Source organism: Staphylococcus sp. GDY8P85P (assembly GCF_017892405.1).
GTDB lineage: Bacteria > Bacillota > Bacilli > Staphylococcales > Staphylococcaceae > Staphylococcus > Staphylococcus borealis.
In genome coordinates this window covers 1-25,655 of the sequence record NZ_JAESLA010000058.1, presented here as the reverse complement: position 1 = coordinate 25,655, position 25,655 = coordinate 1, and the positions used below count along the sequence as shown (strand labels likewise).

At 32.9% G+C, this 25,655-nt stretch carries 24 protein-coding genes and 6 tRNA genes; 5 read left to right on the top strand and 25 right to left on the bottom strand.

Annotated features, from left to right (window positions below; translation table 11 throughout):
- Positions 1-344: 344 nt before the first annotated feature.
- The 3 genes from KA828_RS11750 to KA828_RS11740 form a co-directional block, all read right to left on the bottom strand.
- Entirely contained in the window at positions 345-1,010 is a 666-nt protein-coding gene (locus KA828_RS11750; RefSeq protein ID WP_053031126.1) for a DUF2750 domain-containing protein, read from the bottom strand.
- Positions 1,011-1,259: 249 nt separating this feature from the next.
- Positions 1,260-2,450 (bottom strand): L-aspartate--L-methionine ligase LdmS, encoded by a 1,191-nt coding sequence (gene ldmS / locus KA828_RS11745; protein ID WP_075109255.1) that lies wholly within the window; start codon positions 2,448-2,450, stop codon positions 1,260-1,262.
- Positions 2,447-3,631 carry a M20 family metallopeptidase gene (locus KA828_RS11740; RefSeq protein ID WP_193839098.1) on the bottom strand — a complete coding sequence of 395 codons (1,185 nt, stop codon included), beginning with the start codon at positions 3,629-3,631 and terminating at the stop codon, positions 2,447-2,449. Before KA828_RS11740 ends, ldmS begins: the two co-directional genes overlap by 4 nt.
- 272 nt (positions 3,632-3,903) lie before the next feature.
- Here KA828_RS11740 and KA828_RS11735 point away from each other — a divergent pair, with 272 nt between their 5' ends.
- The gene (locus KA828_RS11735) at positions 3,904-4,374 is read left to right on the top strand and encodes an S-ribosylhomocysteine lyase (RefSeq protein ID WP_075109257.1); all 471 of its coding nucleotides are present in this window, start codon (positions 3,904-3,906) and stop codon (positions 4,372-4,374) included.
- A gap of 257 nt (positions 4,375-4,631) precedes the next feature.
- On the opposite strand, the gene KA828_RS11730 is transcribed toward KA828_RS11735, so the two are convergent.
- The 4 genes from KA828_RS11730 to deoC form a co-directional block, all read right to left on the bottom strand.
- The gene (locus KA828_RS11730) at positions 4,632-4,982 is read right to left on the bottom strand and encodes a DoxX family protein (protein ID WP_075109258.1); all 351 of its coding nucleotides are present in this window, start codon (positions 4,980-4,982) and stop codon (positions 4,632-4,634) included.
- Entirely contained in the window at positions 4,982-6,169 is a 1,188-nt protein-coding gene (deoB, locus tag KA828_RS11725; RefSeq protein ID WP_075109259.1) for a phosphopentomutase, read from the bottom strand. Before deoB ends, KA828_RS11730 begins: the two co-directional genes overlap by 1 nt.
- An 11-nt stretch (positions 6,170-6,180) precedes the next feature.
- On the bottom strand, positions 6,181-7,482 hold the full coding sequence (locus tag KA828_RS11720; RefSeq protein WP_193839095.1) for a pyrimidine-nucleoside phosphorylase: 1,302 nt from the start codon (positions 7,480-7,482) through the stop codon (positions 6,181-6,183).
- Positions 7,483-7,543: 61 nt separating this feature from the next.
- On the bottom strand, positions 7,544-8,206 hold the full coding sequence (gene deoC, locus KA828_RS11715; protein WP_075109261.1) for a deoxyribose-phosphate aldolase: 663 nt from the start codon (positions 8,204-8,206) through the stop codon (positions 7,544-7,546).
- A gap of 166 nt (positions 8,207-8,372) precedes the next feature.
- Here deoC and deoD point away from each other — a divergent pair, with 166 nt between their 5' ends.
- On the top strand, positions 8,373-9,083 hold the full coding sequence (gene deoD / locus KA828_RS11710; RefSeq protein ID WP_070855643.1) for a purine-nucleoside phosphorylase: 711 nt from the start codon (positions 8,373-8,375) through the stop codon (positions 9,081-9,083).
- A gap of 301 nt (positions 9,084-9,384) precedes the next feature.
- Here deoD and KA828_RS11705 read toward each other — a convergent pair whose 3' ends face one another.
- The 6 genes from KA828_RS11705 to KA828_RS11680 all read right to left on the bottom strand — a co-directional run bounded on the left by KA828_RS11705 (position 9,385) and on the right by KA828_RS11680 (position 14,634).
- A complete protein-coding gene (locus KA828_RS11705) occupies positions 9,385-9,828 on the bottom strand; it encodes a Dps family protein (protein ID WP_142237146.1) in 444 nt (147 codons plus the stop codon).
- A 244-nt stretch (positions 9,829-10,072) separates the two neighbouring features.
- Positions 10,073-10,468, bottom strand: coding sequence for a thiol-disulfide oxidoreductase DCC family protein (locus KA828_RS11700; RefSeq protein ID WP_075109263.1), 396 nt, complete (start codon positions 10,466-10,468; stop codon positions 10,073-10,075).
- Between the two features lie 293 nt (positions 10,469-10,761).
- Positions 10,762-12,135 (bottom strand): EVE domain-containing protein, encoded by a 1,374-nt coding sequence (locus KA828_RS11695; RefSeq protein ID WP_075109264.1) that lies wholly within the window; start codon positions 12,133-12,135, stop codon positions 10,762-10,764.
- Positions 12,136-12,360: 225 nt separating this feature from the next.
- Entirely contained in the window at positions 12,361-12,591 is a 231-nt protein-coding gene (locus KA828_RS11690; RefSeq protein WP_053031508.1) for a hypothetical protein, read from the bottom strand.
- 48 nt (positions 12,592-12,639) lie between these two features.
- On the bottom strand, positions 12,640-13,572 hold the full coding sequence (locus tag KA828_RS11685) for a type I phosphomannose isomerase catalytic subunit (RefSeq protein ID WP_075109265.1): 933 nt from the start codon (positions 13,570-13,572) through the stop codon (positions 12,640-12,642).
- Between the two features lie 405 nt (positions 13,573-13,977).
- Complete coding sequence (locus KA828_RS11680) at positions 13,978-14,634, bottom strand: SDR family oxidoreductase (protein ID WP_210126267.1); 657 nt, start codon at positions 14,632-14,634, stop codon at positions 13,978-13,980.
- A gap of 146 nt (positions 14,635-14,780) precedes the next feature.
- Between KA828_RS11680 and KA828_RS11675 the strand changes: the two genes are divergently transcribed.
- Both KA828_RS11675 and czrB read left to right on the top strand, forming a co-directional pair.
- Positions 14,781-15,110 (top strand): ArsR/SmtB family transcription factor, encoded by a 330-nt coding sequence (locus KA828_RS11675; RefSeq protein ID WP_210126266.1) that lies wholly within the window; start codon positions 14,781-14,783, stop codon positions 15,108-15,110.
- Positions 15,103-16,041 (top strand): CDF family zinc efflux transporter CzrB, encoded by a 939-nt coding sequence (gene czrB, locus KA828_RS11670; protein WP_075109268.1) that lies wholly within the window; start codon positions 15,103-15,105, stop codon positions 16,039-16,041. Before KA828_RS11675 ends, czrB begins: the two co-directional genes overlap by 8 nt.
- Before the next feature lie 76 nt (positions 16,042-16,117).
- Here the strand turns inward: czrB and KA828_RS11665 are convergent, their stop codons facing one another.
- The gene (locus KA828_RS11665; RefSeq protein WP_070855649.1) at positions 16,118-16,849 is read right to left on the bottom strand and encodes a metallophosphoesterase family protein; all 732 of its coding nucleotides are present in this window, start codon (positions 16,847-16,849) and stop codon (positions 16,118-16,120) included.
- Positions 16,850-16,980: 131 nt separating this feature from the next.
- Here KA828_RS11665 and KA828_RS11660 point away from each other — a divergent pair, with 131 nt between their 5' ends.
- The gene (locus KA828_RS11660) at positions 16,981-18,087 is read left to right on the top strand and encodes a YtxH domain-containing protein (RefSeq protein WP_210126265.1); all 1,107 of its coding nucleotides are present in this window, start codon (positions 16,981-16,983) and stop codon (positions 18,085-18,087) included.
- 52 nt (positions 18,088-18,139) lie between these two features.
- On the opposite strand, the gene KA828_RS11655 is transcribed toward KA828_RS11660, so the two are convergent.
- The 11 genes from KA828_RS11655 to KA828_RS11605 all read right to left on the bottom strand — a co-directional run bounded on the left by KA828_RS11655 (position 18,140) and on the right by KA828_RS11605 (position 25,624).
- On the bottom strand, positions 18,140-18,994 hold the full coding sequence (locus KA828_RS11655) for an HAD family hydrolase (protein WP_245336088.1): 855 nt from the start codon (positions 18,992-18,994) through the stop codon (positions 18,140-18,142).
- Positions 18,995-19,323: 329 nt separating this feature from the next.
- A complete protein-coding gene (gene glmS, locus KA828_RS11650; protein WP_210126263.1) occupies positions 19,324-21,129 on the bottom strand; it encodes a glutamine--fructose-6-phosphate transaminase (isomerizing) in 1,806 nt (601 codons plus the stop codon).
- Between the two features lie 662 nt (positions 21,130-21,791).
- Positions 21,792-23,144, bottom strand: coding sequence for a phosphoglucosamine mutase (glmM, locus tag KA828_RS11645; protein ID WP_075109402.1), 1,353 nt, complete (start codon positions 23,142-23,144; stop codon positions 21,792-21,794).
- A 25-nt stretch (positions 23,145-23,169) separates the two neighbouring features.
- Positions 23,170-24,102 carry a CdaR family protein gene (locus KA828_RS11640; RefSeq protein ID WP_075109403.1) on the bottom strand — a complete coding sequence of 311 codons (933 nt, stop codon included), beginning with the start codon at positions 24,100-24,102 and terminating at the stop codon, positions 23,170-23,172.
- Position 24,103: 1 nt separating this feature from the next.
- Positions 24,104-24,910 carry a diadenylate cyclase CdaA gene (gene cdaA, locus KA828_RS11635; RefSeq protein WP_053031531.1) on the bottom strand — a complete coding sequence of 269 codons (807 nt, stop codon included), beginning with the start codon at positions 24,908-24,910 and terminating at the stop codon, positions 24,104-24,106.
- A gap of 232 nt (positions 24,911-25,142) precedes the next feature.
- A tRNA-Lys gene (locus tag KA828_RS11630) sits at positions 25,143-25,215 on the bottom strand.
- 3 nt (positions 25,216-25,218) lie between these two features.
- A tRNA-Gln gene (locus KA828_RS11625) sits at positions 25,219-25,293 on the bottom strand.
- 6 nt (positions 25,294-25,299) lie between these two features.
- Positions 25,300-25,383, bottom strand: a tRNA-Tyr gene (locus KA828_RS11620).
- Between the two features lie 10 nt (positions 25,384-25,393).
- A tRNA-Val gene (locus tag KA828_RS11615) sits at positions 25,394-25,469 on the bottom strand.
- A gap of 4 nt (positions 25,470-25,473) precedes the next feature.
- Positions 25,474-25,548 (bottom strand) — tRNA-Glu (locus tag KA828_RS11610).
- 1 nt (position 25,549) lies between these two features.
- A tRNA-Asn gene (locus tag KA828_RS11605) sits at positions 25,550-25,624 on the bottom strand.
- Positions 25,625-25,655 lie beyond the last annotated feature (31 nt).

The window sequence follows — 25,655 nt, the reverse complement described above, 5'->3', positions numbered from 1 at the left end:
GAGCGGGACACAATTCTTTTGAATTCGTCTTCCACTCCCAGCTTGCTTTGTTTGTAGAATTTCTTGATGAAATTCTCTTTGCTGGGGCCCCGACTCAAAACTTGCTTTGCTTGTAGAATTTTTTAGTGAAATTCTCTTTGTTGGGGCCCCGCCCGCAAGGATGACTAGAACTGAGAAAAGCTTGATTTAAGCGCCTTCTCAGTTCAGTCAGCTACTGCGAATTTGCAAAATAGCTTCATTATATTATTTTTGTCCCAGCCTCTTCCTTTTTATTTAATTAATCAATTATGTAATACCTAAATATATATAAAGACTAAAAGTAACGAATGACTACATCATTCAAATTAAAACGTTAATTCGTTTGATAATTTTTGAGCTGAAACAACTGTTCCAACTACACCAGGTTTTAAATCAATGGCAACAGCTTGATTATTATCACGTAATTTATCTAACCAATCACTAAATACGCTGCCTTCAATTTCGATTAACTCACACTCTTCAAAGTCTTCATCTCGAACTTTAAGCGCTCTATTTTTTAAACTCCAAACAGGCATAATTTGAGGTTTTTCTTCTTTATCATCACTGATTAATATGAAGTGACTTTCACCTTGTTTTGTTAAGCCGAATACTTGGTCTTCTTTGGCTACATCTCTCACAAATTCTTTAATGCGAATTTTATCCAATTCTGACATTAATTCATCAGTCATTTGTACAACGTTAACAATCTGTCCTTCTGTTTCAGCTGTTTGATTAATAACAACTTGATCATTTTCATCAAATAAGTCATCCAATTCATAGGTAACGAATGTATCCACATCAATTGTTAATACGCGATCGTAGTCTATTGCTGAATGCTTTAAATACGCTTCTGCTTGTCCTTCTTGAGTCCAAACACCGACATGATTTTGATCATTACTATTTATTCTGATTAATTTTTTATTTTGGCTAGCAACATAAAACGTTTCATTAATCAGCACATCTTTAAAATAAGTCTCATTCTTGTAAGACAATGCGTAACCCTCCATTTCTATTTTGGTAACAATTAAAATAGTAAATGACAATACTTAAGCCGTCAAATATCTGTATCGAAAATGATGATTTTAAGATAGTACTTTTAAAACATACTTGTTTTGAACCTAAAATAAAACTAGAGTTGAGAAAAGGCTAATATGCGTGCCTACGCAACTCTAGTTCATAACTCATATTCATTTTAAACAATACACTTCTTGTCGACTTACGATTGTATATTTAATATATGATTATTTTTCAAGGTCAGCTAAAAAAGATTGTTCAATCTTCTCTATAGATTCCTTTGATTCGCCTCTCCAAATACAACCAAAGCGAGAATTAACTTTGTTTTTTCCAAACCAATCTCCATCGTAATAAGACAATGGGTACAACACACCTTGTTTAACATATTTTAAAATAGTATTAAAGAAATGCGCATTATCACCATTAGAGAAGTAGCTATAAAATTTTTGATATGTCGAATTCAGTTCCTCCTGTAATAATAGCATGCTTGTAGAGCCATTTTGTCTAAAGTTTAAATCGATAGCAAAAACGTCGTCGTTCTTATCTAGGAGTAAATCGAAACCAGCTACACCAAAGAAACCGAGTTTCACACCATTTTCCATTATTTCTCGACCGGCATCAATTACTTGTTGGGGAACATTATGAACATTTTCATTTCCTGCATAAAATCCATATTTATCTGTAATTTGATGTGCAGTACCTAAATAGGTCACACCAATATCTTCAGAATAAGCGAATTGCACACAATAGTTCTTAACCGCTTCAATTTTTTGTTCAATAATTAGGTTATCTGTCGCATCACTAGCTTCTAAGATACGTTGTGTGGCTTTAGCCAAATCCGCTTCATCATAGCAAATCATGACACCATATCCACCTGCTGTTGGCAAATCGTCTCCAGGTTTAATAACAAATGGAAATGTCCATTCTTTAATACGTGCTTTGAAATCATTAATAGATACAATTTCACGCTCTGGCAAAAATTTATGATTCGTCCACTCTGGTATACGTGCTTTATTGTTTAATGCTACAAATGTTTCTTTCTGAACAGCGTAGCAATCATCCGGTACAACGTCATCACTATGAATATATTGAAAGTAAATCGCTTTACCTTCTTCATGAACAATTCGATTTAACAGTGCTTCATATGTTTCACGATTTTTAAATTGATACGTATGTGTTGGAACTTTTTTTCCGACTAGAGCAAATAATTGAACTAATTTATCAGTAATGCTTGCCTCATGTACAATCATCGGCATAGAATCTGCAATAAGCATTTCTCGACCCGTTAAGAAATTCGATTGATGTTCCTCAGGTTTTAGCCAAGGGTTTGAAATATATGATGGTCTTGAGTTATACACAACATTGTCATTATATAAATCACTTAAAGTTAATTTTAGTTCTTTTTCGTTCTTTGTCATCTAGACTGCCCCTTTATTTGAGAGTGCTGTTGAACTACATCATCAAACATTCTCTTATTTTCAATTAATTCTAATCCCATTAATGCTATGATTTTAGCACCATGAATTAACGCTTGATCACCATGCACACTCGCTGCAGCCTCTCTAAATCTATGTGTATGACCAACTAAATTTCTAGAGCCTATTTTCACATGAGGGTGAATCGTAGGTACTATATGACTGACATTACCCGTATCTGTCGATCCAAAACCAAAATCGTCGTGACTGACATCTTCACCTACCTCATTTGCATATTTCTCAAATAACGCGTCTAATTTAGGCGTCTTTATAAATTCATTTACACCATTCTGTATCGGTCCAAATTCATAATCACAACCTGTTTGAATCGCTGCGCCTCTCGCAATTTGATTAACCTTTTCAGTTAAAACATCTAATTCTTTACGTGTTGTTGCACGTGTATAGAATCGAGCATGTGTAAAGTCCGGAATAATATTAGCTGCTTTGCCACCATCTAAAATAACGCCATGTACGCGTTGACTTTTTTTAATGTGTTGTCTTAATTGTGCTACACCATTAAAATATGAAATCATCGCATCAAGTGCATTTAAAGCTTCATCAGCATTTTCTGAAGCATGTGCACTCTTGCCATAGAATTTTATATCTAATACATCTACAGCGAGCGTATCAATAGTTGGATAGGTTTCATTCCCAGGGTGAATCATTAAAGCGATGTCGATATCATCAATAATGCCAGCTTTAACATATGACGCTTTGGCACTTCCATTCTCGCCACCTTCTTCAGCTGGACAACCAAGCACAACAACCTTTCCCCCAATGTGGTTTATCACTTGTTTTAATGCTGAACCTGCAAGTACGCTAGCAGTCCCAATAATGTTATGGCCACAGGCGTGACCTAATCCCGGCAGTGCATCATATTCTGCTAAATAACCAATCGTAGGACCTTCTTGCCCAGAATCATAAGTGGCTATAAAACCTGTAGCATGCCCAGCAATATCCGTTTCTATTTCAAAGTCATTGGCTTTCAATTTATCAATGAGTGTTCTAGAGGCAAAGATCTCCTCATTACCTAATTCAGGGCGTTCATGTATTCGATGACTAATTTCAACATAATCATATTTATTATTCTCTATATAATCTAAAATTTCTTGTTTATTACTCATAAATCATAACTCCCTTATTTTTACGACAATCGTTTTCTCTACTATCTTCAATCGTTTATATTTCTTATCATCAGTTAATTATTACCTATTTTATCGGATTTAAAGATGGTTGTCATTAAATTTCCATGTATTTACAAAATTTTCTCACAATTCATTTTATTTCACGTCCACTATTAGGACTATAATTTTGAAAATTGTAAATACCTTTAACAATTGATACAATCAAATCGTTAACTTAATAATTAAATTTATTGCTTATAGGAGGATTTATGATGACTAAAATGAACGTTGAAAGTTTTAATTTAGATCATACTAAGGTTGTAGCACCTTTCGTGCGTTTAGCTGGTACAATGGAAGGTTTGAATGGTGATGTGATTAAAAAATACGATATTCGTTTCAAACAACCTAATAAAGAACATATGGAAATGCCTGGGTTACACTCACTCGAACATTTAATGGCTGAGAACATCAGAAATCATACTGATAAAGTTGTAGATTTAAGTCCAATGGGTTGTCAAACTGGTTTTTATGTGTCATTTATTAATCATGATGATTATGAAGATGTATTAAGTATCATTGAAAAAACATTAAATGATGTGTTAAGTGCTACTGAAGTTCCTGCTTGTAACGAAGTTCAATGTGGCTGGGCTGCAAGCCATTCACTTGAAGGTGCAAAAGAAATCGCACAAGCATTTCTTGATAAACGTAATGAATGGTCTGATATATATGGTGAAGGTAAATAATATTACCCGTTCATAAAGTGAATATTTAAAAAGAAAAAGAGGCTGAGACATTTTATTTTGTCTTAGCCTCTTTTTCTTTTAGCTGTAGTTGACTGATTTGAAAATGCGTTTAAATCAAGCATTTTTTCAAACCACGTCATCTTTGCTGTCAGAGCCCCAGCTAAGAGATTTTCATGAAGAAAATCTCCGAACTAAGCTAGCTAGGGTGGAACAACAAATTTATTTTTATTTTTGTCCCGCTCTCTGATCTGATTATTTTATAATTTTTTTACTAATCCAATTAATACAAACTGTAATGGTAATCTTAAATATAGCGCCCATTTTGGCACTTGTTTATCACCTAAAGGTAATTCTTTACGTGCCATGTAAACATTTGCGGGCAATACAGCTAATAAGAATAGGTTAATACCTTTTTTTAACCAATTAGCAGGACGTTTTAATAACAACATAATACCGAAGAAAATCTCAAATACACCTGTTACTAAAACAGCCGTTTTTTGTAATGGTAAATAATCTGGAACGATATTTCTAAATGAACGTTCATTTGTAAAATGAAGTACACCAGCTGTTCCAAACGCTAAACCTAATAAATAACGGAATACTTTCATTAATGTTCCACTCCCATTTCATTTAAATAACTCTTACCAAATTCAGGCAATTCAACATTGAAATTATCCGCGATTGTTGCACCAATTGAACTAAATGTAGTATCTCCTGATAATTCATGGTATGCATCTATTTTAGGGCTAAACATCAACACTGGAATATATTCTCGTGTATGGTCAGTACCCTCTGCAATTGGATCATTACCATGATCTGCCGTAATTATAACTAAATCATCTTCTTGTAAATTATCAATTAATTCTGGTAAGCGTTCATCGAAATCTTTAATTGCTTGTGCATAACCGTCTTTGTCTCTGCGGTGACCATATAATGCATCAAAATCCACTAAATTCAAGAAGCTGATACCATTAAAGTCTTTTTTAACGACATTAATCAGTTGATCCATGCCATCCATATTATTTTTAGTTCTTATTGCTTCTGTTACACCTTCACCGTCATAAATGTCATTAATTTTACCAATTGCAATAACATCATAGTCATGATCTTTTAATGTGTTCATGACTGTTTTACCAAATGGTTTAAGCGCATAATCATGACGATTAGACGTACGTGTAAAGTTTCCTGGCTCACCTACATATGGGCGTGCAATAACACGGCCAATTAAGTACTTAGGATCTTTAGTTAATTCACGTACCTTTTCGCAAATATCATACAATTCTTCAAGTGGGATAATATCTTCATGTGCAGCAATTTGAAGTACTGGGTCTGCACTAGTATAAACAATTAAATCTCCTGTCTTCATTTGATGTTCGCCTAATTCATCAATAATTGCAGTACCTGAAGCAGGTTTATTTGCCACAACTTTTCGACCTGTCATTTCTTCAATCTCTTGAATTAATTCATCAGGAAATCCATTCGGATAAACTTTAAATGGTTGCATGATATTTAGTCCCATAATTTCCCAATGTCCTGTCATCGTATCTTTTCCGACAGAAGCTTCACTTAATTTAGTATAAAACGCACCTGGTTGTTCAACTTTATTGACCACTGGTAAATCTTCAATATTACCTAATCCTAATTTTTCTAAATTAGGTAATGATTGGTTAAACCCTTCTAACGTGTGTTTTAATGTGTGTGAACCTTCATCATTAAAAGCTGCAGCATCAGGTGCTTCACCAATACCTACTGAATCCATGACAATTAAATGCACTCTTTTAAATGGTGTCGTCATATTTAACACTCCTACTCTGTAATTATTTTATGAATTAATGTTGGTGTTTTTGCTTGTGCTTTAATTTCGATACTTTCGTCAAGTTTCTTAATGACATCATCAACATTTTCACGATTACTGTGAATCGTCAATAAAGACTCACCTTCATTGACTTTGTCTCCTACTTTCTTATTCAACACAATGCCAACACTTAAATCTATGTCATCTTCTTTCGTTTGTCTTCCCGCACCTAACATCATTGAAGCAACTCCAATTTCATTTGCAATAAGCTCTGAAACTACACCACTTGATTTTGCTTTATAATCAATTTGATATTGGGCAGTCGGTAATAACTCCGGTGAATCGACAACTGAAGCATCGCCACCTTGATTTTCTAAAAATGTTTTGAATTTATCTAGTGCTGAACCATTTTCAATGGCTTCATTGAGCAATTGACGCGCCTCTTCAAGTGTACTTGCTCTTTCAGCAAGTACGACCATTTGTGAACCTAATGTTAATACTAGTTCAGTTAAATCTTCAGGTCCTTGACCATTTAATGTATCAATCGCTTCTCTTAATTCTAAAGCATTCCCAATCGCACGACCAAGTGGTTGGCTCATATCTGAAATAATAGCCATTGTATTTCTACCAACATTATTTCCTATGCTAACCATAGCATGTGCTAAAGCCTCAGCGTCTTCTAATGTTTTCATGAATGCACCATTTCCAGTTTTAACATCTAGGACGATTGCATCAGCACCCGCGGCAATTTTCTTACTCATGATAGATGATGCGATTAGAGGAATAGAGTTAACTGTTCCTGTAACATCTCTTAGTGCGTATAGTTTCTTGTCTGCAGGTGTTAAATTGCCTGTTTGTCCAATCACTGCAACTTGGTCTTCATTAACAAGTTTAATGAACTCCGCTTCAGAGATTTCAACATGGAATCCATCAATAGATTCTAATTTATCAATCGTACCGCCCGTATGTCCTAAACCACGGCCACTCATTTTAGCAACTGGCACTCCCACTGCAGCTACTAATGGTGCCAACACTAGCGTCGTCGTATCTCCAACACCACCAGTTGAGTGTTTATCTACTTTAATACCATTAATTTTTGATAAATCAATAACATCACCTGAATTAACCATTGCCATAGTTAAAGCTGCACGCTCTTCTTCATTCATATCTTGGAAAAAGATTGCCATCGCTAAACTAGAAGCTTGATAATCAGGAATGTCCCCTTCCGTGTAACCTTTGATAAAGAATTCAATTTCCTCTTTAGATAATGATTTGCCATCGCGTTTCTTTTCAATAATATCTACCATTCTCATAATTCTGAACCCCTCTCAAAATAAGCTGTTGTATCTATGTGCTGTTACATCAATTGCATGATTAATAATCAGAATCTGACTCTAAGCCTTGAATAATTTGAACACCAGCACTCGCACCTATACGAGTAGCGCCTGCGTCAATCATTTTATTGAAATCTTCTAAATTACGCACGCCACCTGAAGCTTTAACCTCTAATGCGTCTCCCACAGTGTCTTTCATCAATTTCACATCTTCTGGTGTAGCGCCTCCCCCAGCAAAGCCAGTTGATGTTTTAACGAAATCTGCTCCAGCAGCTTTTGCTAGTTCACTTGCTTTCACTTTTTCATCGTCTGTTAAAAGAACAGTTTCAATTATAACTTTCACAGTTTTTCCGTTAGCTGCGCCAACTACGCCTTCAATATCTTTTTGAACGTCTTCATATCTTCCATCTTTAAGTGCGCCTATATTGATAACCATATCAATTTCAGACGCGCCATTTTTAATCGCATCTTCTGCTTCAAAAATTTTAGTAGCAGTTGTATTTGCTCCTAATGGAAAACCAATCACAGTACAAACTAATACATCTGAGCCATTTAACTTTTCTGATGCATATTTAACGTGTGTAGGATTTACACAAATTGATTTGAAATCATACGCTTTAGCTTCGTCAATAATTTTATCAATTTGTTGACGTGTAGATTCCGGCTTCAATAGAGTGTGATCAATAAATTTTGCATAATTCATAGTAGTTTCCTCCAATATGTTGTTAAATTTAATCAATATTCCTTAAAATTAGAATATTAACTTTTCATATTAATATAGCCCTCTCATGTATATAGTACAAAAATTCGCAAAAAAGTTAAACAAATGTTATCTTAATCTTAACAATCATGATAAGGAGAAGATATTAATGACAAATGGCACACCTCACATTCAACCAAATGGAGCGAAAATCGCTAAAACGGTTTTAATGCCTGGCGATCCATTACGCGCAAAATATATTGCAGATAACTTTTTAGAAAATGTAGAACAATTTAACGAAGTTAGAAATATGTTCGGTTATACAGGTACTTACAAAGGTAAAGAAGTTTCAGTTATGGGCTCTGGAATGGGCATACCAAGTATTGGTATTTATTCATATGAATTATATAATTTCTTTGATGTTGACACTATTATTCGTGTTGGTTCATGTGGTGCTTTACAAGAAGATGTTAATTTATATGATGTGATTATTGCTCAAGCAGCATCTACTAACTCTAATTATGTAGACCAATTTAATATTCCTGGCCACTTTGCCCCAATCGCTGATTTCGAACTTATTACTAAAGCTAAAAATATTGCTGATAAAATTGGAGCAGTAAGTCATGTAGGTAATGTACTATCTTCAGATACATTCTATAATGCTGATGCAACGTTCAATGACAATTGGAAAAAAATGGGAATTTTAGGTATTGAAATGGAATCAGCAGGGTTATACTTAAATGCAATTAATGCTGGTAAGAAAGCATTAGGTATTTTTACAGTTAGTGACCATATTCTTAGAGATGAAGCAACTACAGCTGAAGAGAGACAAAACTCATTTACGCAAATGATGGAAATTGCATTAGAAGTTGCTGAATAACAATAAACAATAAACGAGGTTAGGAAATAATCCCTAACAAAATAACCAGTAAATGAGTTTTATAAATTCATTTACTGGTTTTTTCGTTTACAATACGTCGTATTTATATATCATTTTACTTTGAAATATTTTAAAAAAATAAGGCACTTTCGTATCATTTAGTAAGTACTAGCAAACTAAATTAACGAAGTGCCTTAAATTTAAAGATTAGAACATGACTCAAATCACTCTACTAAGATCATTGTAAGTCTTATCTCAATGAACGATATTGAAAGTCGTGTGCTTAATAACACCCTTATGATTAAACTAAATATGATTTGAACATCCAATTGTGTTTATCAACAGAATTTTTCATTCCGATGAACATATCTTCTGATACATCATCGCCAGCTTCTCCTGCTACTTCAATAGATTTAACTAATTGCTCTGAAATATTTGTTAAATCTTTTGAGAATGCTTCTACCATTTGTTCTGCTGAATAATTTTTACCCGCTTCATCAACGATTGAAATGTCTAAGCTTTCTTTTAATGTTCCAACTGGATTACCGCCAATTGCTAAAATACGTTCAGCTAAGTCATCTACATATTGACTTGCTTCGTTATATAACTCTTCAAATTTCTCATGTAATGAGAAGAAATTAGGACCTTTAACGTACCAATGGAAATTGTGTAATTTTGTATAAGCTACTGTCCAGTTCGCAACTTGTTGGTTTAATTCTTTTACTACATCTTGTTGACTCATTATATTCTCTCCTTGTTTATCACTATTTTTTCTCTTTATTACAATTATTATTATATTATAATTATTATAATCTGTAAATAGATATGTTCATCTTTTTTTATGATGACTTTATGCGTAAGTTAAAAACCTTTATATGGTATATTAAAAGCCATTCATCTGCATTTGAAAAGTAATTTGCACTATCATTTAAATAATTTTATTATCATTAGTGTATATGAAATTATCAATTAAAATCAAAAATTATCAATTAATCTCGATTATCGTCAATAAAGAAAGTTTTTTCATATTCATTAGGTTGGTGCCAATGTGTCTTCCACATTCTATTTCGATTATTAGCAAATAAATTATAAGCCCAATCTCTAATAGGGCGTGGCGTAACTTTGAGCAACAATCCTAACCACTTATAATCAGTAGTTGCAAGTATAAGACTCGCTATAGCATTAGATTTGAATTCTAAATGTTGACCACGTTGTAATATAACGCTGTTTTTATTTAATGCTTCTGGATGCTGTTCAAATAAATAATGTGCTGATTCACTCTTTAAGGTTGTAAATTCATAGCTTTTAGGAAGTCCATGTTGTATTAACCAAATACAATAGTTATAGCAATACACACAATTACCGTCATAATAAATAATTGGCATCTTCTATCACCTTCCATTACTTCTTAGTATTCATATTCCATGTTTTGACTTAAGTTAAACACTAAAAGTGATACAGACAAGGTTTAACTTTATTGTGACGCCGTTGTATATCAGTTAATCGACTACATCTATATTATTTCTAATAAAAAAAGTGGACTAGAATTCCTTTCGAATTCATTGTCCACTCACTAGAACTAAAATAACCATACTATGATAACTGTTTCAGATTAGCCAAATTCGATTAACATAGAAAATAGTTCATCTTGGCGTTCTCTGCATTCCAACCATTTTATTTATTCATGATTTACTTTAACAATTCTTGTATATTTAAGAAATTGTTTTGAGTATTTACGTTTAATATCCTCTAATCGATCATATGTTACGCCAATAATATGCCAGTTTGGATTGAAATGGTAGAATGAATCTTTTTCTCTTGACCATTTAACCATTTGTCCTTCTTTATTATATCTAGGTAATGTCACTTCATACCCTTCAAGTACATTAATATATGTTTGAAATATGTCAGGATCAATTCTATTAAAGTTATCAATGACTAAGTAACTTTTATCATTTTTAGGCATCAATTGTGTAATAAACCCTTCACGATAATATAATGCACCAGCTTCATTTGGTAAATACTTACCATACAACATATCTTCCGTAAAATCTGGATGCCCACTCGTAATCACAGGGTTAGCATTTGTCTTTTGCAGTAAATTATTCGCTGCTTTCAATCCTTCTTCGCGTTGTTCTACTACTAATAATATGAAAGGTTTAATACCTTCTTCATGATGTTCTGTATCAATTTCTGTTTTCTTAATTGTTTCAAAAGGCGTTTTGATGCCATCATTGTTACTCATTTCAATAATTGCATCATACTGTGTTTGGCTCATGCTTGCGATAGCTTGCTTCGCATTTTCTTGTAAGAAATACAGATTTTTTAACTTAGGATGTTTGTTCAATGCACCTAAAGTTACAGGCGTAATATGTTTATCATAGTATATTTCAATGGCTGTACTATTGGTTCTACCTGGAATCGGTGGTTTCTCATGAATATGTCGAGATACCTCTCCAATGCCTACCACTGACTGATTCTCGTATTTATTATAGAATACAAGGTTATCTCCCACTTCTAATTGATTGTAAAAGTGATAGCCATTGCGTTTGATTCCATTATAAGTGTGTGTGTAAATCGTATAATATTCACCTGGCTCAAATGATTCAGTTTCAGATAGGAAGAAATAACGTGGAAGTTTTTCTTCGCCTTTGCCTAATGAAACAATTAAATCATATTCTTCTTTAGTTAATTGATTAATTAATGTTTCACGCATGTTGTTCATGCGAAAATCGAGTGTCTCACTACGCTTTAAATAATCTGTTGTCAATGGCTTTAATAATTCGTTAAATTTAAATTCAACTCTTATTTTATTTTGAGCGCCTGTTTGTACGCTAATGATCTCACCAATACCAAGTAATCCAGTATCCGTTTGGACTTGATAAAATATAACTTGATCACCTGTTTTGGCTTTTTTAAAAGCTCTAAAACCTTGGGTAGGATTAAACTGGGCGCCAGATTCAAATAAAGTTGTTTGACCTACTAAAGGCTCGTTATGATTCCATCTCGTATAGCCACAATTAAGCCAAAAGTAATTTATTTCTTCTTCCATAGTGGATCTCCTTTAAATGTATTCTTATAAATCAATATGTATCCCTATTTATTGTAATATTTAAATTTTTAAAGTTACTTAAGTTATGCTTTAAATCTTAACATATCGACGTAATTTTATGTTTAATTTTTTTTATATTCTATCACATTTTAATAAGTTGCAAAAAAATAGAGCAAACATTCAGAATCAATGACCAATTAATTCTAAATATTTCCCCTATATAAGTTATTGCTGTGCAAGTAAGCTACCTAACAAGGGCATTAAATTAATCATAATACCTCCAAGTTTCAGTAACCCACTGATTTCTTTATCTTTAAACGTAATGATTGCACTTATAATACCTAAAATTGCCACAACCCTAGGAATCGTAAGCGAAGGATATTGTGGCATATTGAAGAAAACACCTGCTCCTGCAATCACACCACATACTAAGGAAATATATAAAAATTGTTTCAACACTCACACTCCTTTAGTAAATAAATGACGTAACTATATAATGAAATATTAGATATAACTAATTATTAATGTGAAGTCTCCTTCAAAAACGCTATCTAAGTCTTCTGAAGTTAACACGAAGTTAGATCCCTTTTGAATTTTAAAGATTTCGCCATCAACAATCATTTGTCCATCACCATTAAGGACAGAAACAAGACAAAATTCTCTTGGTTTCATATAATTTAGCGTTCCACTGACTTCCCATTTCACCATTGTAAAGAAATCATTAGACACAATGTGACTACACTTATGATTTTCAATAATTTCATTTTCCGGAACAATACTTGATAATTCTTGAGAATATTGAATGACATCTAATGCTTTATCGATATTCAGAGAAGAAGGTTGATCACGTTCTCTATCATAATCATATAGTCTATATGTAATATCTGAAGACTGCATTGTTTCATATACTGTAATTCCTGCACCAATTGAATGTACCGTGCCAGCAGGAATAAAGTAAAATTCTCCAGGTTGTACGTTTACCTTTTTGAGTGTTTCCATGAATTTATCTTGTTCGATTTGCTCTTCTAATTCTTCTTTTGAGTTAACTGATGTACCGATGATCACTTCAGCATCTTCTTCAGCATCGATAATGTACCAACATTCTGATTTGCCATATTGCCCATTTTCATATTCATAAGCATAAGAATCATCTGGGTGAACATGAATCGATAGTGGTTCCTTAGCATCAACGATTTTACAGAGTAAAGGGAAATCCTTACTCGGAAAGTCTCCAAATAGCTCTCTATGTTGCGTCCATACTTGATCTAAAGTTTGTCCTGCATAAGGACCATTAAGAATCATACTTTTACCATTTGGGTGTGCTGAAATCCCCCAACATTCTCCAACTGATTCACTTGGAATGTCGTAATTAAATTGTTTTAGTTTATTACCGCCCCAAATTTTTTCGTGAAAAACAGGCTTTAAAAATAATGGCATAATTGCACCCCCTAAAACCGTTAAAGGCCGTATTCTCTATTTCTAAAGTAAATAATAATTTGCTGTTTAATATGTATTAAAACCTAAAAGTCAATTATGTAAGCGTTGAATTATAGTCATGCTATAGGATGAACACGACCTATATAATCACTCGTATCTTTATTATATCAACTTTAGTCCTATTTTAATAGAAATTATTAAAACAATAAAAGAAGTGGTCGTGGGATTGACGTTCAATTTTCTAGGCCCACGACCACTAATACAAGTATGACTGGCGCTAAGAATATTTGGTTTAATTATTACTCAATCCAGTTAACTACTGCGATTAAGCAATACAACTTCTTATTTTCACCTTTTAACATAGTCACATAATGTGTATACAAAATAGTCATCTTTAAACTTTAATTATTCATATGAAGATAATGCTTCGCGAATTGATTGATTACCAGAAACAACTTGAAATTCTTTGTTCATAAATTTATTATCTGATGTTGCAACTTCTTTTAACACGCTTGCTACATCTTCTCTAGGTATAGCACCTCTACCATCAAAATATAATGCAGTTTCAATTTTAGAAGTGCCTTCTTTATCCTCTAAAGCACCTGGGTGTACAATTGTATAATTTAATCCAGAATTAATTAGATGCTCATCAGCGTAATGTTTTGCAATCGTGTAGGGTTTTAAATCACCACTTGCATCAAATGCTTCTCGACGGGCATCATACGTTGATACCATAATGTAGTGCTTGATATTAGCTTGTTTACTTGCTTCAATAGTTTTAATTGCACCATCTAAATCTACAATAATTGTTTTATCTGCACCTGTACTGCCACCAGAACCTACTGAGAATATCACTTTATCAAAGCCTTTAAATGTTTGAGTTAAATCTTCAATACTATCTTTTTCAACATCGACCAGTGTTGCTTTAATACCCTCTTGTTTTAATGATTCTACTTGCTCATTTTTTCTAACACCAGCTGTGAAATCAACATTATCTTCTTTTAATTGTCTAACTAATTTTGAACCTACGCCACCATTAGCACCTATAACTAATAAACTCATATAAATCGGCCTCCTTATTAAATCTATATCCTTGCTTTAACCACTTTCAGGAAAATTAAAACGTCAGTCATTTTTTGACATAAATATCATTATGTATTACATTAATATATGAACATATATTCATATATTAATAAGAGGTGTTTCACGTGACGGTTCATGTTAACGATTCAAACGAAGAAGCTATTTTGAAACAAACAACAGATATTTTCAAAGCTTTAAGTGATTACAATAGGCTAAGAATTCTTCGCTTGCTAGATCAATCAGAGGCAAGTGTTGGGCATATTACACACACGCTAAATTTAAGTCAATCTAACGTGTCTCATCAGCTTAAAATCCTCAAACAAGCAAGACTTGTTAAATCTTTAAGACAAGGCCAGTCAAAAATTTATTCACTTGATGATCAACATGTTTCTACGTTATTGAAACAAGCTATTCATCATACAATACATCTAAGAGGTGACCATTCATATGACTAATCATTCGCACTCACATTCACATGTTCATACGAATAATAAAAAGATACTAAGCATTTCATTTATAATCATTGGGCTTTTCATGGTAATAGAAATTGTAGGTGGCTTTATTGCCAATAGTTTAGCATTATTATCTGATGGGTTACATATGTTTAGTGACACGGTTTCACTAGGTGTCGCGCTGATTGCCTTTATTTACGCTGAAAAGAATGCTACATCTACTAAAACATTTGGTTATAAACGCTTCGAAGTATTAGCTGCTTTATTTAACGGCGTTACTTTATTTGTCATTAGTATAATTATCATTATCGAAGCAATTAAAAGATTTTTTGTACCACCTGAAGTTCAATCAACAGAAATGTTTATCATTAGTTTAATTGGTTTAATCGTTAACATTGTTGTAGCTATTATCATGTTTAGAGGTGGCGATACATCACATAATTTAAATATGCGTGGTGCATTTGTCCATGTTCTTGGAGATCTATTAGGTTCTGTAGGGGCAATTATCGCTTCAATTCTAATTTGGACATTTAACTTTACCATTGCAGATCCAATTGCAAGTATATTCGTCTCACTATTAATTTTGAAAAGTGCTTTTGGTATTACACAATCATCGATTAACATTTTAATGGAAGGGACACCTTCCGACATTGATTTAGAACAAGTCATTTTCACCATTATGCATCATGAGGAAATACAAAATGTTCATGACTATCATGTATGGACCATTTCCAATGATATGAATGCATTAAGTTGCCATGCAGTCGTAGATAAATCACTAACGATGGATGCGTGTGAACAATTACTTAAACGAATAGAACATGACTTAGCACATCTCAATATTCAACATATGACGATACAATTAGAAACACCAAAACATCAACATGATGACACTATATTATGCTCTGGTGTCATGCATCATCATACACATTAAAATGATTTTATTAGATATTAATCAAGGGTTGGACTATGAATTCAATTAGAATTCTGTCCAACCCCTATTTCATTGCTTATAGAAAATGGTCAAATATAAGTTGCTTTGCTGGTACTTGTTTTTCGTCAAAACCTTGTAAATATTCTTCATTATCATAAGGAAGTTTTATTCTTTCAATTGAGAACTCATTATCATTAATCGTTACGATACCGTAAACTGCATTAGCTCCATTATTTAGACCTACAGCACCAGGATTAAAGTAAATCGTTTCATTATCATCATATAAATGCATCTGATGATTGTGACCAAACGCAATTAAATCAGCATCTTTATCTTTGAACAGCTCAATAATATTGTCTTTACTATTCTCAGTGATTGGACTAAATGGTTGTCCTTCAATGCCAGTTTCTAATTTTTGATTTTCAATTTCATAATGAATGAATAGTAATTTTTTTCCACAAATTGTTTTTTCAATGTATCTTGGCAATAAGTTGATTTGGTCGTAATAATCCTCATCCATATGACTCTCTATCCATTGATGATGTTCATAAAATTTATCCTTTAAATCTTCTGGATAAGGCGTGCCATTTACTAATGACATAACCGCTTCATCATGATTACCAGCAATAATTTCCATATCATCACGATCAAATATGATATCTAATACTTTATTTGTTTCATGACCAATTCCGATATTGTCCCCAAGATTATAAATTTTATCAATATCTTCTCTATTATCAATATCATCTAAGACAGTTTGTAATGCATCGAAATTACCATGCACATCTGTAATAATCGCGAATTTCATGATGATATCTCCTTTCAAAATTTAATCATTAGCATATTTTAACACTTAATCTTGAAATATGTTAGATATTATTTTAAAAAAAGTATAAATTTTGATATTGTATTTATATTAAAGTAAAGGAGTGCTTATATTTGTTCAAATATCATAGTTTGGCATTAAAAAATGCTAAGCCGCAAATTCTTAAGACGATTCTATTTAGTATCGTAAGTTTTATTGTAGTATTTGCGGTTTTTACTGTTGCTAGAACTTTCTTTATGCAGTATTTCATGCAAATGCAACTAGCAGCACAATTTCAACAATCATCGGGTCCATATTTAATAATTATGATCCTAGCTTTATTACTGGGATTACTATTCTTTGTATTTGCTGGTTATCAATTACTGGCAGGTGCAATTAACGTTATCGCTAAAGCAATTTCAAGAGAAGATGTTCATTTTAGTGATTTAGTCGTAGCTTTTAAAAAAGGTAAATATGGTAAGAGTTTACTTCTATCATTAATTACCATTGGTTTATTTATCGTGATGTACTTAATTATAGTAGCATTAAATTATTTATTTAATTTAGCTTTAACACCTTTATTTACATCATTACAGTCAGCAGTCAGTGCATCTGACAATGCTATTGCTATTTTACTAACGATTCAAATTATAATTTTAATTATCATTGGTTTAATAACATCAATCGTATCTTGGTTCTTTTTCATATTAATGATTAATTATACTGTGTCATTAGTGCGTGAATCTAATCATAGTGCTATTTCTCACTTTAAAAATGGCTTTAAAGGAATTAAAAATGGTCATAAAACATGGTTAAAATTCTTTATTGCTGTGCTTTTAATCAATTTAATTATTATTATCATTACACAACCGCTTGGGACAATTCTTTCTGTAGCAACAGGTAATATGTCTCAAAAAGTTGCTACAGTTATTTTATATGTAGCACAAATCATCATTATTGTATTACGTTTAATCCTTTATTATATTCTTATCATGGGTGTAGTACAGTACTTCTTAAAACGTGGTGAAACATTAAGTACGACACCAAAAGAGAAGAAAACTAAACGTAATAAAGCAACGCGTAAAAATGATACGTTAAATAAACAAATTAATGATGACAAAGCGCATCAATCCACTAAAGACGTTGCAAATGATCATTCAAATAAAATGAAGCGCAATGTTGAACAAAAATCTGAAAATATTAACGATGAAGCTAGTAAAAATCTAAACAAAGATAAATAATAAAAAAAAGGTGGAACCTATGCCAATGCGGGGTTCCACCTTTTTTTCAATATTATTTTAAAAATTTACTTTCCAAGAATAATACAGCACCATCTTCTTCATTCGTAAATTCTGTTATCTCATCAGTAATTTCTTGTATTTCTGATCGTGCATTTTTCATGGCAACACTATACCCTCCAAATGCAAACATCGCTCTATCATTATCACTATCTCCTATAACTAGTGTATCTGCTTGTTTAATGTTGAAATGGTCGATCATTTCTTTAATACCTGTTCCTTTATCTGTATGATGCGCCATTGTTTCAGCGTTAAATCTCGATGAATTAGAAACACTAATATTTAAAAGAACTTGATTCTGAATAAGTTCATCTCTGAAAGTAGTTATTTTCTCTAAGTTTGTTGTAAATAAATAAATTTTAGCATAGTTATCTTCAGGTATATGATCTTTCCAATCAATCTTACCAGCCATTGCATCTCGTCTAGATTTCCATTCACTTTCACTTACATGATTCGGCGGTGTATCACCTTTAATCATTTCTTGCATCCAAACTTCATCTTCCTTTAGTGCTATTCTTGAGCCATTAAACGGGAATACTTCATAATATATTTCCTGTTGTTGCGCTAATGACACGATTCGTTTAACACTTTCAGTTGATAAACAATGCATAAATAGGTTATCGCCATTTATTTCCCCACTTGTACCATTTGAACTAATGATGCCATCGACTTCAAATTGAGGTGGCACAAGTTGATTAATTTCAGAATAAGAGCGCCCTGTTGCTAGGAATACTTTATATCCTTTTGCTCTTAAATCATCAATAACTGTTTTTGTTTTAATTGAAGCTTGATTATCCTCATGTAAAATCGTTCCATCCATATCTAGAAAAATCGCTTTGATATTATTCAATGTCATATCGCTTTCTCCTTTAAGTATCTTTTATAAAATTGTGGCATTATTTGATAAAATGTGCAATGACCTTACCTTTTAAATATAAAGAATATCGTTGTTTATCATATATGCCGACGTCCATTTTCCATCGAAATCAACATGATATCACCTCATAACATTACAATTGTAAGATCATTCTGATATTTTATCAAAAAATCACTTGCATACATTATTGTGTTGTTAGTTGTATAAAAAAAGAGCAAGCCCAAATCCAAATGAATTTGTGATCTTGCTCCATTGAATGTATTTTAAATGAATGTAGTCCTATTTCCTAAAACTAAAATGTACTATTCAACTGTAACTGATTTAGCTAGGTTACGAGGTTTATCTACATCTAAGCCTCTGTGTAACGCTGCATAGTATGCAATTAATTGTAATGTAACAACAGATACAAGTGGTGTTAACAATTCGTGTACATGAGGGATGACATACGTATCTTCATCTTTTTCTAAACCTTCCATTGAGATAATACAAGGCTTAGCACCACGTGCAACAACCTCTTTAACATTACCACGAATAGATAAGTTAACCTTTTCTTGTGTAGAAAGTGCGATAACTGGTGTACCATCTTCAATTAAGGCTATTGTACCGTGTTTAAGTTCTCCACCAGCAAATCCTTCAGCTTGAATATAAGAAATTTCTTTTAATTTTAATGAACCTTCAAGGCTGACATTATAATCCATTGTACGACCAATAAAGAACGCATTACGTGTTGTTTCTAAGAAATCTTTAGCAATTTGTTCCATTTTAGGTGTATCATCAACGATTGTCTCAATTGCAGTTGTTACTTTAGCTAATTCTCTTAATAAATCAATATCATTATCTCGACCATGTGCTTTGGCTACAACTTGAGATAAAATTGATAAAACTGCGATTTGAGCTGTATATGCTTTCGTAGACGCAACTGCAATTTCAGGACCAGCATGTAATAATAATGTATGATCTGCTTCACGTGATAATGTTGAACCAGCTACATTTGTAACCGTTAATGATTTATAACCTAATTTGTTAGTTTCAACTAATACCGCACGACTGTCTGCAGTTTCCCCTGATTGAGAAATATAGATGAATAAAGGTTTTTCAGACAATAATGGCATATTATAAACAAACTCAGAAGCTACATGAACTTCAGTTGGTACGCCAGCCCATTTTTCTAAGTATTCTTTACCTACTAATCCAGCGTGATAGCTTGTTCCTGCAGCAATAATATAAATACGATCTGCAGCGGCAACATCTTTAATAATTTCTGGATCAATTTTCAAGTCGCCATTATCATCTTCGTATTCTTGAATAATACGACGCATAACTGCTGGCTGTTCATTAATTTCTTTAAGCATATAGTGGTCATAGATACCTTTTTCAGCGTCTGAGGCATCAATTTGAGCCGTATACGTATCACGATCTTGAACATTACCATCTTGATCTTTAATGATTACACTATCTTTCTTAACGATAACGATTTCATGGTCATGAATTTCTTTATATTCATTCGTAACTTTAATCATAGCTAATGCGTCTGATGCAATAACATTGAAGCCTTCGCCAACACCAACTAATAAAGGTGATTTGTTTTTAGCTACATAAATCGTGTCTCTATCTTGGTTATCAAGTAAACCTAATGCATATGAACCATGTAATAATGATACAACTTTAGAGAAAGCTTCTTCAGTTTCTAAACCTTTATTTGAAAAGTATTCAACTAACTGAACAATGACTTCTGTATCTGTCTCAGATTGGAATGTTACATCTGCTAAGTACTCACTTTTTAATTCTTCGTAGTTTTCAATGACACCATTATGAACTAATGTGAAACGTTCACTATTAGATTGATGTGGATGTGAGTTAACAGTACTTGGTACACCGTGAGTAGCCCAACGTGTGTGACCGATACCAACATGTCCATCCGTATCATTATTGTCAGCAACTTTTCTTAATTCTGCAATACGACCTTTTTCTTTAAATACAGTTGTACCATTATCATTTGCAACTGCAATACCAGCTGAATCATATCCTCTGTATTCTAATTTTTCTAATCCTGATAATAGCAATTCTTTTGCATTATCGTATCCGATATATCCTACAATTCCGCACATAAATTTTTCCTCCGTTAAATATAGCTTGAAAATTTTATCTGTTATATAAAATTTAAATAGGTTAATAGATTTTACAACTTTGTAATTATCTTTTAGACAATATCTTTTAATATTGATAATTTATCTTTATCTTATTTACCCTATTAAGCCATATTATATTTCTATGATTTTTTAAAAATTTAGGCATTCTTATTATTTTTGTGCATTTAGTTACCTAAATGTTTTAAATAATAAGCTAACGAATGAGCCGCATCCGGAATAGCATCCGCCGATATGTTCGATGACTATTCTCCTCGTCTGCAATAATATAATATGTTCTACAATAGTTCTCATATTTAACTTTTGATCATTGAAACACTTATATATTGCCCTGGCGCTTTGTAATTATTTTTATACTATCCTCCTTCCAATATTATTTATTTTACACTTTTCAGATAAATGAATGCAAACAATTTCCAACCTTTTTAGCGAAAAATAAAAATAAATATATTTTATAATTTTCAAAAATAGGTAAAAATTAATCTTTGTTATTAAATTAATACTAAACAATATAGTAATCAATAGAATGTAAGCACTTTCAATGCAATATATCTTTAAAAAAAACCTTCAAAGTTACAATTTAATGTATACTTTGAAGGTTTATAGTGTACGAGATAAAATTATTATTCTAAGCCCATTTTTGCTTGTACTTCGTCTGCAATACGTTGAGCAAAACGTTGCGCGTCTTCATCAGTTGAAGCTTCAACCATAACACGAACTAATGGTTCAGTACCTGAAGGTCTAACTAAAATTCTACCTTCGCCGTTCATTTCAGTTTCAACTTCATTCATTACATTTTTAACATCTTCATTTTCTTCTACATGATGTTTATCTGTAACTTTAACATTGATTAAAGACTGAGGATACTTTTTCATTTGCGCAGCTAACTCACTTAGTGGTTTGCCACTCATTTTAATTACGGCTGCTAATTGAACACCTGTTAGTAAACCATCACCTGTCGTATTGTAATCCATCATAACAATGTGACCTGATTGTTCACCACCTAAGTTGTAATTTCCTTTTCTCATTTCTTCTACTACGTATCGATCTCCAACTTTTGTTTTATTAGATTTAATACCTTCATTTTCAAGTGCTTTATAGAAGCCTAAGTTACTCATTACAGTAGAAACAATCATGTCATTGTTTAATTCTTGATTTTTATGCATTTCTTGACCAATTACAAACATAATTTGGTCCCCGTCAATGATATTACCTTTTTCATCAACGGCAATTAAACGATCTCCATCTCCATCAAATGCTAAACCAAAGTCGCTTTCAGTTTCTAGGACCTTTTCAGCTAATAATTCAGGATGTGTTGATCCACAATTATCATTAATATTATAACCATCAGGACTACAACCAATAGTTTCGGTATCTGCTTCTAAATCTCCAAATAAGAAAGGCGCTAGTGCTGATGTAGAACCATTTGCACCATCTAATGTTATTTTTAATCCTTCTAAATTAACATCAATTGTTGATTTTAAGTAACTTAAATATTTCTGAGCACCTTCAAAGTAATCTGAAAAATGAACAATATCTGTACCAACTGGTCGTGGTAAATCCGGATTTTCTTGATCTAATAATGCTTCTATTTCTTCTTCTTGAGCATCTGATAATTTGAAGCCATCTGCTCCGAAAAACTTAATGCCGTTATCAGCAACAGGGTTATGTGAAGCCGAAATCATAACACCTAATTCAGCACCCATTTCTCTAGTAAGATAAGCTACGCCGGGTGTAGATATTACACCCAATCTCATAACTTCTGCACCAATTGAAGCTAAACCTGCAATTAAAGCAGATTCTAGCATTTCGCCTGATACACGTGTATCTCTACCTACTAAAACTTTAGGTCTATCAGCATCCTCGTTATGTGCTAATACATAGCCACCATAACGGCCTAACTTAAATGCTAATTCAGGTGTTAACTCTTTATTAGCTATACCTCTTACTCCATCCGTACCAAAATATTTTCCCATTATGAATACTCCTTTATAAAATGTTTTAGTTTAAACTTATATGTGCTGTTATGTCATCTGGATCAGCTTTTTTCACTTTATCTGGTAATTGCAATTGAACGTTCTGATCTGTCGATTCTGTAATATTATCAAGATCAACTGTCGCTTCTATCTCATTAATATCTTGCAAATCATCTCTATTACCATAAATTTCAATTTCGTCTTCATCAAGCGTTATATTATCTAAACTAGCACCATTAGGTAAACTACCTTTTTGCTTGATTTTAACTTTAACCTTTTTACTATACTCTTGAAGTTTAACATTGAGTTTTACTTCATTTGGCTGAATATTAACATCCAGTTTATTTAATGATTTATCAAATGCAGTAACATCTGCAACATCCGATGTGTCTTGACTTAATTTATTTGCATCCTTAAAAGTCGCTTTTAAGTATGCGATTTTTTTAAGTTGTTCTCTACCACCTGTTACTTTAACTGAATTAGGCTCAACAGAACTATCTCTAACTTTATAATTTGGGTCAATATCATCTTTCCCTATATCTGCTTGAACATGCATCGTTTTTGTTTCTTTGTCTTCTAAAGTGACATAAGCTTGTTTTGGTTTAACATTATAATTGATATCATTACTCAAGCCTTTAACAATGTAATCCTCTTTATACTTTCCTGCTTTAGCGTTCGATAAATCGACTGCAACTTTAATATCATCTGTATTTTCAATTTTAATTAACTTAGACTGTGGGCCTGAAACAGTTACATTAACCGTCTCAGGCGCTTTAGTTACATGTAAATCCTTAGAATTATAAATTATCTCTACTGGTACATCTTCAATTGTTTTAGATGAATTTTGTGATAAATTATCATTATTGAAAATGTTACCAAACACATTATTAACTGATAAATAGAAAAAGATTGCTAATAAAAGTGCAATAAATCTAAGACCCCATTTGCTCTCTAGCATCTTATTTCACACCTTTCTTTTGAAAGCGTGTTCCAAACCAATGTTCGGCTAATAATTCTTCAAATACCTCACTTGAGATATCTCTACGTAATTTGCCATCAAATGTTACTGATATTGATCCCGTTTCCTCTGAAACAACGATTGTAAATGCATCTGAGACTTCAGAAATACCTACTGCTGCTCTATGTCTAGTACCTAGGCTTTTAGAAATTTTAGCACTATCTGATAACGGTAAGTAACTCGCTGCACTCGCAATCTTAGAATTTTGAATTATCATTGCACCATCATGTAACGGTGTATTCGGTATAAAGACATTAATTAATAGTTCTTGTGATATTTCAGAATTCATCGCTATACCCGTTTCAATATAATCCTGCAATCCCGTTTCCTTTTCAAATACAATTAAAGCACCAATACGTCTTTTAGCCATATACTGAACAGCCTTTGAAACTGCTTGAATTAGCTTTTCTTCATCATGACTGTATGTATTAGTATAACGTTTAAATAAGCTTCCACGACCCAACTGCTCTAATGCTCTTCTAATTTCTGGTTGGAAAATGACAATAAGTGCAAGTACCCCCCATTGAATTACAATATCAAAAAGCTTAGATGTGGCAGTTAAATTTAGAATTTTACTCACTTGTTGACCAATAACAATAAAAAGTATACCTTTGAGTAATTGAATCGCCTTGGTTCCTTTAAATACAGTAATGAGAAGATAAAGGACATACCATACTATAAGTAAATCCAGTACACTCGTTACAATTTTTAATGTACTAAGATTATCAAAAAAGTTGGAAAAATCCATAGCATCTCCTCCGAATATTTTTTCCATAGTCATAATTATACCAATGATAGTGACAACTGTCATATGTACAAACACATTGTATTAAAAAAATAATAAGTATTTAACATCATTCTTTTCAAACTCATTCTATCCCTTTTCACAAATATTATGAATACAATATGTTAAAAACTTTTATATTACAGTATTATTCAAAAACACAAAAAAAGCACTCCTAAATAGGAGTGCTAGTAAGTGAGCCATAGAGGATTCGAACCTCTGACCCTCTGATTAAAAGTCAGATGCTCTACCAACTGAGCTAATGGCTCTAATGGCTGGGCTAGCTGGATTCGAACCAGCGCGTGACGGAGTCAAAGTCCGTTGCCTTACCGCTTGGCTATAGCCCATTAGAATGGTGGAGGGGGGCAGATTCGAACTGCCGAACCCGAAGGAGCGGATTTACAGTCCGCCGCGTTTAGCCACTTCGCTACCCCTCCGAAATATAAATGGTGGAGAATGACGGGTTTGAACCGCCGACCCTCTGCTTGTAAGGCAGATGCTCTCCCAGCTGAGCTAATTCTCCAACATGGTGACTCCTACGGGACTCGAACCCGTGTTACCGCCGTGAAAGGGCGGTGTCTTAACCGCTTGACCAAGGAGCCATGGCTCCGCAGGTAGGATTCGAACCTACGACCGATCGGTTAACAGCCGATAGCTCTACCACTGAGCTACTGCGGAATAATTTGAAATGCCTGGCAACGTCCTACTC

Excerpts from the sequence above, each read along its gene's own strand:
- KA828_RS11700 (WP_075109263.1), bottom strand. The coding sequence starts at position 10,468 with ATGCCAATTATTTATTATGACGGTAATTGTGTGTATTGCTATAACTAT.
- czrB (WP_075109268.1), top strand. The coding sequence starts at position 15,103 with ATGACTAATCATTCGCACTCACATTCACATGTTCATACGAATAATAAA.
- glmM (WP_075109402.1), bottom strand. The coding sequence starts at position 23,144 with ATGGGAAAATATTTTGGTACGGATGGAGTAAGAGGTATAGCTAATAAA.
- cdaA (WP_053031531.1), bottom strand. The coding sequence starts at position 24,910 with ATGGATTTTTCCAACTTTTTTGATAATCTTAGTACATTAAAAATTGTA.
- KA828_RS11640 (WP_075109403.1), bottom strand. The coding sequence starts at position 24,102 with ATGCTAGAGAGCAAATGGGGTCTTAGATTTATTGCACTTTTATTAGCA.
- KA828_RS11665 (WP_070855649.1), bottom strand. The coding sequence starts at position 16,849 with ATGAAATTCGCGATTATTACAGATGTGCATGGTAATTTCGATGCATTA.
- deoD (WP_070855643.1), top strand. The coding sequence starts at position 8,373 with ATGACAAATGGCACACCTCACATTCAACCAAATGGAGCGAAAATCGCT.
- KA828_RS11720 (WP_193839095.1), bottom strand. The coding sequence starts at position 7,482 with ATGAGAATGGTAGATATTATTGAAAAGAAACGCGATGGCAAATCATTA.
- KA828_RS11685 (WP_075109265.1), bottom strand. The coding sequence starts at position 13,572 with ATGCCATTATTTTTAAAGCCTGTTTTTCACGAAAAAATTTGGGGCGGT.
- KA828_RS11730 (WP_075109258.1), bottom strand. The coding sequence starts at position 4,982 with ATGAAAGTATTCCGTTATTTATTAGGTTTAGCGTTTGGAACAGCTGGT.
- KA828_RS11740 (WP_193839098.1), bottom strand. The coding sequence starts at position 3,631 with ATGAGTAATAAACAAGAAATTTTAGATTATATAGAGAATAATAAATAT.
- KA828_RS11695 (WP_075109264.1), bottom strand. The coding sequence starts at position 12,135 with ATGGAAGAAGAAATAAATTACTTTTGGCTTAATTGTGGCTATACGAGA.
- deoC (WP_075109261.1), bottom strand. The coding sequence starts at position 8,206 with ATGAATTATGCAAAATTTATTGATCACACTCTATTGAAGCCGGAATCT.
- deoB (WP_075109259.1), bottom strand. The coding sequence starts at position 6,169 with ATGACGACACCATTTAAAAGAGTGCATTTAATTGTCATGGATTCAGTA.
- glmS (WP_210126263.1), bottom strand. The coding sequence starts at position 21,129 with ATGTGCGGAATTGTAGGATATATCGGATACGATAATGCAAAAGAATTG.
- ldmS (WP_075109255.1), bottom strand. The coding sequence starts at position 2,450 with ATGACAAAGAACGAAAAAGAACTAAAATTAACTTTAAGTGATTTATAT.
- KA828_RS11735 (WP_075109257.1), top strand. The coding sequence starts at position 3,904 with ATGACTAAAATGAACGTTGAAAGTTTTAATTTAGATCATACTAAGGTT.
- KA828_RS11680 (WP_210126267.1), bottom strand. The coding sequence starts at position 14,634 with ATGAGTTTATTAGTTATAGGTGCTAATGGTGGCGTAGGTTCAAAATTA.